Origin of the sequence: Frankia sp. AiPs1, assembly GCF_023716945.1 — a bacterium.
Taxonomy (GTDB): Bacteria; Actinomycetota; Actinomycetes; order Frankiales; family Frankiaceae; genus Frankia.
The window spans coordinates 1-6,307 of the sequence record NZ_JAMQQF010000342.1; the positions used below are offsets into that span (position 1 = coordinate 1).

Annotated in this window: 2 protein-coding genes and 2 pseudogenes; 3 read left to right on the plus strand and 1 reads right to left on the minus strand. The window is 73.0% G+C overall.

All coding sequences use genetic code 11. The annotated features are described in order from the left end of the window. The first annotated feature begins 196 nt into the window (after positions 1-196). From ND748_RS22370 to ND748_RS22380, 3 genes and pseudogenes are all read left to right on the plus strand, one after another. Positions 197-766, plus strand: a complete 570-nt coding sequence (locus ND748_RS22370; RefSeq protein WP_251747934.1) for an adenine phosphoribosyltransferase — start codon at positions 197-199, stop codon at positions 764-766. Between the two features lie 82 nt (positions 767-848). After that, the gene (locus tag ND748_RS22375; RefSeq protein WP_251747935.1) at positions 849-3,449 is read left to right on the plus strand and encodes a bifunctional (p)ppGpp synthetase/guanosine-3',5'-bis(diphosphate) 3'-pyrophosphohydrolase; all 2,601 of its coding nucleotides are present in this window, start codon (positions 849-851) and stop codon (positions 3,447-3,449) included. A gap of 315 nt (positions 3,450-3,764) precedes the next feature. Continuing rightward, positions 3,765-5,030, plus strand: a pseudogene (locus ND748_RS22380) (bifunctional (p)ppGpp synthetase/guanosine-3',5'-bis(diphosphate) 3'-pyrophosphohydrolase); the annotation flags it as partial. Between the two features lie 57 nt (positions 5,031-5,087). On the opposite strand, the pseudogene ND748_RS22385 reads toward ND748_RS22380, so the two are convergent. Beyond that, positions 5,088-6,218: pseudogene (locus ND748_RS22385) on the minus strand (replication-associated recombination protein A); the annotation flags it as partial. Positions 6,219-6,307 lie beyond the last annotated feature (89 nt).

The window sequence follows — 6,307 nt, forward strand, 5'->3', positions numbered from 1 at the left end:
GGCCTCGGCGGGCCTCGGCGGCCCCCCGCCCCGGGCGCCGCGCGACGCGCCGGAGGCCGCAAACCGGGCCGGCGGGGGCGGCCGAGCGGTAAGAAGCGTCGGTAAGTCGGGCGTCAGGCGCACACCCGCGTACCCGTGCCCCGACGCCCGGAGACGGATCTGGCGGACTAGCCCCGAAAGTGGGATGAGCAGGACGATGACGAGCATCGACGAGGCGGCACCCGGACGGCCCGCCCCGAGCGACGCGGCCGCCGACGTGTTGCGTGGCCACATCCGGGACGTCCAGGACTGGCCGCAACCCGGGGTCGTGTTCAAGGACATCACCCCGCTGCTCGCCACGCCCGCCGCGTTCGGCGTGGTGATCGGAGCCCTGGTGGACATCGCCCGCCTGCGCGGCGCGACCACGATCGCGGGGATCGAGGCCCGCGGCTTCCTGCTGGCCGCGCCGGTCGCCGACCGGCTCGGCGTCGGCCTGGTGCCCATTCGCAAGCAGGGCAAGCTGCCGGGCCCGACCCGCAGCGCGACCTATGACCTGGAGTACGGCACCGCCACCATCGAGATCCACGCGGATGCAGTGCGCCCGGACGAGCGGGTGCTGCTGGTCGACGACGTGCTGGCGACCGGCGGCACGGCGGCCGCCGCGCACGGCCTGCTGGCCGGCGTCGGGGCCGAGGTGGTGGGCCTCGCGGTCCTCATGGAGCTGTCGTTCCTGCCCGGGCGGGAACGAGTCGCCCCGTTGGATGTCGTCCCACTTCTGACGGTTTGACCTACCCTCGGTCAGGGCTGCGGAAGGCTTCCGCGCGGCGCGGCGTTAGGCTCGGTGTCTAGTCCTCACGCAGGAGCGGCCCGTGCCAGAGGCAGCGCCGGTCACCACCGGAGCGTCATCGCCTGCCGTGGCTCCCTCAAGGGAGTCACGGTCGGCGGGCGATGGTGCCTGCCCTGCCCCGTCCGGCCCGGACCGCGGACCCACCCCCCGTGACCAGGCGGTCTGCGAGCCGGCCGGCCCGCAGCCGGTGAGCCGGGAGCCGCGAGGAGCCGCCGAGGCGCCGGTCACGGAACCGGCCGGGCAGGCCGGGTCGCAGCCACAGCCGCCGGCGGCCGGGTCGGCGGATGACGGCTCGCCGGTCGTCCCCCGGCTTGGCCACGAGTCGCCGCCCCTGCCGCGCCGGGTGCGCGGGCGCCTTTCGCGCCTCTCGACGCACCGTGCCACTCCCTCCTCGGCCCTGGATCCGGTGCTGCGCGGCCTGCTCGCGAACCACCCGCGGGCCGACATCGACCAGGTCCAGCAGGCCTTCGAGGTCGCCGACGCGGCGCACGCCGGCCAGGTGCGCTTCTCCGGCCACGCCTACATCACCCACCCGATCGCCGTGGCGAGCATCCTCGCCGATCTCGGGATGGACACCCCGACGCTGTCCGCGGCCCTGCTGCACGACACGTTGGAGGAGACCTCCCTGTCCGCGGAGGCGATCCGGGAGACCTTCGGCGACCAGATCGCCCTCATCGTCGACGCCGTCAGCAAGCTCAACCGGGTCAAGGTCGGCGAGGCGGCGCAGGCGGAGACGATCCGCCGGATGGTCGTCGCGATGGCCCGCGATCCGCGGGCGCTGGTCGTCAAGCTCGCCGACCGGCTGCACAACATGCGCACCCTGCGCTTCCTGCCGGAGCACAAGCAGGAGCGCAAGGCGCGCGAGACGCTGGAGGTCTACGCCCCGCTCGCCCACCGGCTCGGGATGAACTCGCTGAAGTGGGAGCTGGAGGACCTCGCGTTCGCCGCGCTGTACCCGAAGCGCTACGACGAGATCGTTCGCCTCGTCGCCGACCGGGCGCCCAGCCGCGACGTCTACCTCGCCGAGGTGATCGGCCAGGTGCAGGCCGGCCTGCGCGACGCCCGGATCCGCGCGGTCGTCTCCGGCCGGCCCAAGCACTACTACTCGATCTACCAGAAGATGGTCGTGCGCGGCCGGTCGTTCGACGACATCTACGACCTGGTCGGCATCCGTGTCCTCGTCGACTCGGTCCGCGACTGCTACGCCACCCTGGGCACCGTCCACGCGAACTGGAAGCCGATCCCCGGCCGGTTCAAGGACTACATCGCGATGCCCAAGTTCAACATGTACCAGTCGTTGCACACGACGGTCATCGGGCCCGAGGGCAAGCCGGTCGAGCTGCAGATCCGCACGCACGCGATGCACAACCGGGCCGAGTACGGCATCGCCGCGCACTGGAAGTACAAGGAGGACGGCGTCGCGGCCCGCCCGTCGGCGGCGGCAGTCGACGGCGGCGGCGGCGGCCGGTCCGGGCGGCGCCGCGGCGGCCCCGAGCCGGACCTCATGAGCTGGCTGCGCCAGGTCCTGGACTGGCAGCGCGAGACCGCCGACCCGGGGGAGTTCCTCGACAGCCTGCGCTTCGCCGCGGAGACCGACGAGGTCTTCGTGTTCACGCCGAAGGGGGACGTCATCCCGTTGCCCGTGGGGTCGACGTCGGTGGACTTCGCCTACGCGGTGCACACCGACGTCGGTCATCACTGCGTCGGTGCTCGGATCAACGGTCGGCTGGCGGCGCTGGACACCGAGCTCGACAACGGCGACACCGTCGAGGTCTTCACCTCGCGGGCGCACTCGGCGGGCCCCAGCGAGGACTGGCTGATGTTCGTCCGCTCGTCGCGGGCCCGGGCGAAGATCCGCCAGTGGCACGCCCGCGAGCGCCGCGAGGACGCGATCGTCGCCGGCCGCGACGCGATCGGCCGGGCCATGCGCCGCCACGGGCTGCCGCTGTCCCGGCTGATGAGCGGCGACGCACTGCTCAACCTGGCCAAGGATCTGCGCTACGCCGACGTCGCCGCGCTGTATGCGGCGGTGGGGGAGAACCACGTCAGCGCCCCGGCGGTCGTCGCGAAGCTGCTCGTGGCGCTCGGCGGCCCCGAGGGCGCCGAGGAGGACGCCGGCGAGACCGAGCTGCCGATCCGTACGCTGCGCCGCTCCACCGGGGAGCCGGGCGTGCTGGTCACCGGGTCGCCGGACGTGTGGACGAAGCTCGCGCGCTGCTGCACCCCGATGCCCGGCGACGACATCGCCGGCTTCGTCACCCGCGGCAAGGGCGTGTCCGTCCACCGGACCGACTGCTCCAACCTGACCGGGCTGCGCGGCGGACCGCACGACCGGCTCGTCGAGGTCGAGTGGGCACCGTCCTCGGGGGCGGTGTTCCTCGTCGTGATCCAGGTCGAGGCACAGGATCGGACCAAGCTGCTCTCGGACGTCACCCGGGTGCTCTCCGATCGGCACGTGAACATCCTGTCCGCGTCGGTGGCCACCACCAGGGACTCCGTCGCGGTCAGCCGCTTCACCTTCGAGATGGGGGATGCCAAGCATCTCGGGCACATCCTGAGTGCCGTGCGGTCCATCGACGGGGTCTACGACTGTTTTCGCGTCACCTCAGGCGTACAGGTCTAGCGAGACAAAGGGGGCGCCGTGGATGCTGAGACCGTAGGTGCGGGTCTGCCGGCGGGCGGCGGACTGACCCCGGCGCTGTCCCGGGCCGACTCCCGGGGCGACTCCTCCGACGACGCCTCCCGAGCCCTGTCGGCGGCGCGGCAGGCAAGCGTGCGCCTGGCGCACCTGGCCCGCCGGATGGCCACGCCGCGCATGTCGCAGGTGCCCCCCGAACTGCGGGACATCGTCGAGGCCCACCGCGACTACCACCCGCGGGCCGACATCGGCGCGCTCGTGCACGCCTACGGGGTCGCCGAGCGGTTGCACGCCGGCCAGATGCGCCGCAGCGGCGACCCGTACATCAGCCATCCGCTCGCCGTCACCGCGGCCCTCGCCGAGCTCGGCGTGGACACGACGACGCTGATCGCGGCCCTGCTCCACGACACCGTCGAGGACACCGGATACACCCTCGACTCGGTCGTCGAGGAGTTCGGCGGCGAGGTCGCCAACCTCGTCGACGGGGTCACCAAGCTGGACAAGATGCGTTTCGGGGAGGCGGCCGAGGCCGAGACGCTGCGCAAGCTGATCGTGGCACTGGCCCGGGACTACCGGGTGCTCGTCATCAAGATCGCCGACCGGCTGCACAACATGCGCACGCTCGACTTCATGTCCCCGCCCAAACGGGTGAAGATCTCCCGGGTGACGCTGGAGATCCTGGCGCCGCTGGCCCACCGGCTGGGTGTCAGCGTGATCAAGCGGGAGCTCGAGGACCGGGCGTTCGCCGTGCTCCATCCGGCCGAGCACGCGCGTACCGCCCGGATCGTGGACGAGTTCACCGCCGCGGAGCAGGCGTCCGGCTCGCTCGCGGGCCTGGTCACGCGGCTGCGGACGGGCCTGGCGGGCGCCCGCATCGACAGCGAGGTCTCCGTCCGCGCCAGCCACCTGTTCTCGATCTACAAGCGGGGCCAGGAACGGGCCCGCGCCCCGCAGGACTACACCGACATCGTCCGTGTCCTCGTCCTCGTCGACGAGGTGACCGAGTGCTACGCCGCCCTCGGGGTGATCCACGCGCTGTGGCGCCCGGTGCCGGGCCGGCTGCGGGACTTCGTGGCGACGCCGAAGTTCAACATGTACCAGTCGCTGCACACCACCGTCGTCGACGACTCCGGGCGCAGCATCGACCTGCAGATCCGGACCCTGGCGATGCACCGGCTGGCGGAGACCGGCATCGTCGCCCGCCCGGTCGGCGCCGGCGCCGACGGCGCCCGGCTGGAGGGCCTGTCCTGGCTGCACAGCCTGCTGGACTGGCAGGAGGACACGATCGACTCCGACGAGTTCCTGGAGTCGTTGTCCTCCGATCTGGACTCCGACGAGGTGCTCGCCTTCACCCCCAAGGGGCGGATGATCGCCCTGCCACCCCGATCGTCGCCCGTCGACGTCGCCTACGCCGTGCACACCGACATCGGTCACCGGGCGATCGGTGCCCGAGTCAACGGCCGGCTCGTCCCGTTGCACACGCGGCTGCGCAACGGTGACGTCGTCGAGATCCTGACCTCCAACCTGCCCGGCGCCGGGCCGTCGGAGGACTGGCTGCGGTTCGTGAAGACGTCGCGGGCCCGTGTGCGCATCCGCCGCCGGCTCGCCCGGCAGCGCCGTGACCCCGCTGCCGGCCCGGGCGGCCCCGCGATAGTGGGCGTCACGCAGATGCGCCGGCACCGGCCCGGCCCGGCCGGCACGCACGTCGGCGCTGGCGGCGTCGATCGCTCGGATCACCGCGTTCGACTTCGGCGCCAGGGCGAGGTGGATGACCGCCTGGGCAAGCGCGAGCCGCGCCTCGGGCAGGCCGACCAGATCGAGGGCCTGCCCGGCGGCGACCGCGACGCCGAGCGCCCCGGGGTCGGCCATCCCGACGTCCTCGCTGGCCAGAATGATCATGCGACGCGCGATGAACCGAGGGTCCTCGCCCGCCTCCAGCATCCGGGCGAGGTAGTGCAGCGCCGCGTCGGCATCGCCGCCGCGCATCGACTTGATGAATGCGCTGATCACGTCGTAATGCTGGTCACCGGACCGGTCATAGCGCACGGCCGCCCGGTTGACGGCCTGTTCGAGCACGTCCACCTCGAGGCGCGCCACCGGCCGGCCACGCCCGGCCCCCCCGGGAACAACCGCAGCGAGGTCGGCCAGCAGTGCCTCGGCACCCGCCTCGAGGACGGTCAGCGCACGGCGGGCGTCCCCGCCGGCGAGGCGGACCACGTGCTCACGGGCCGCGTCGGTCAGCGTCACCCGGCCGGCGTACCCGCGAGGGTCGCGCAGTGCCCGGTCGAGCACGCCGCGGATGTCGTCGTCGGTGAGCGGTTCGAGGGTGAGCAGGAGCGACCGGGACAGCAACGGGCTGACCACCGAGAAGAACGGGTTCTCGGTGGTGGCCGCGACGAGGGTGACCCAGCCGAGTTCCACCGAGGGGAGCAGGGCGTCCTGCTGGGTGCGGGTGAAGCGGTGGACCTCGTCGATGAACAGCACGGTGCGTGCGCCGGAGGTCGCCCGCGTGGCACGCGCCTCGTCGATCACGGCGCGGACGTCCTTCACCCCCGCCGTCACCGCGGACAGCTCCCGAAACCGCCGGCCGGTGGCCCGGGAGACGATGTGGGCCAGGGTGGTCTTCCCCGTACCGGGCGGCCCCCAGAGGATCACGGACGTCGTTCCCCCGCCCTCGACCAGTCGACGCAGCGGGCTGCCCGGGCCGAGCAGGTGACGCTGGCCGACGACCTCGTCCAAGTTTTCCGGCCGCAGCCGCGCCGCGAGCGGGGTCGGGCCGTCCCCGGTTGAGCCGCCGCCGACCGGGTCGCCCCCGACCGGGTCGCCCCCGACCGGGTCGCCCC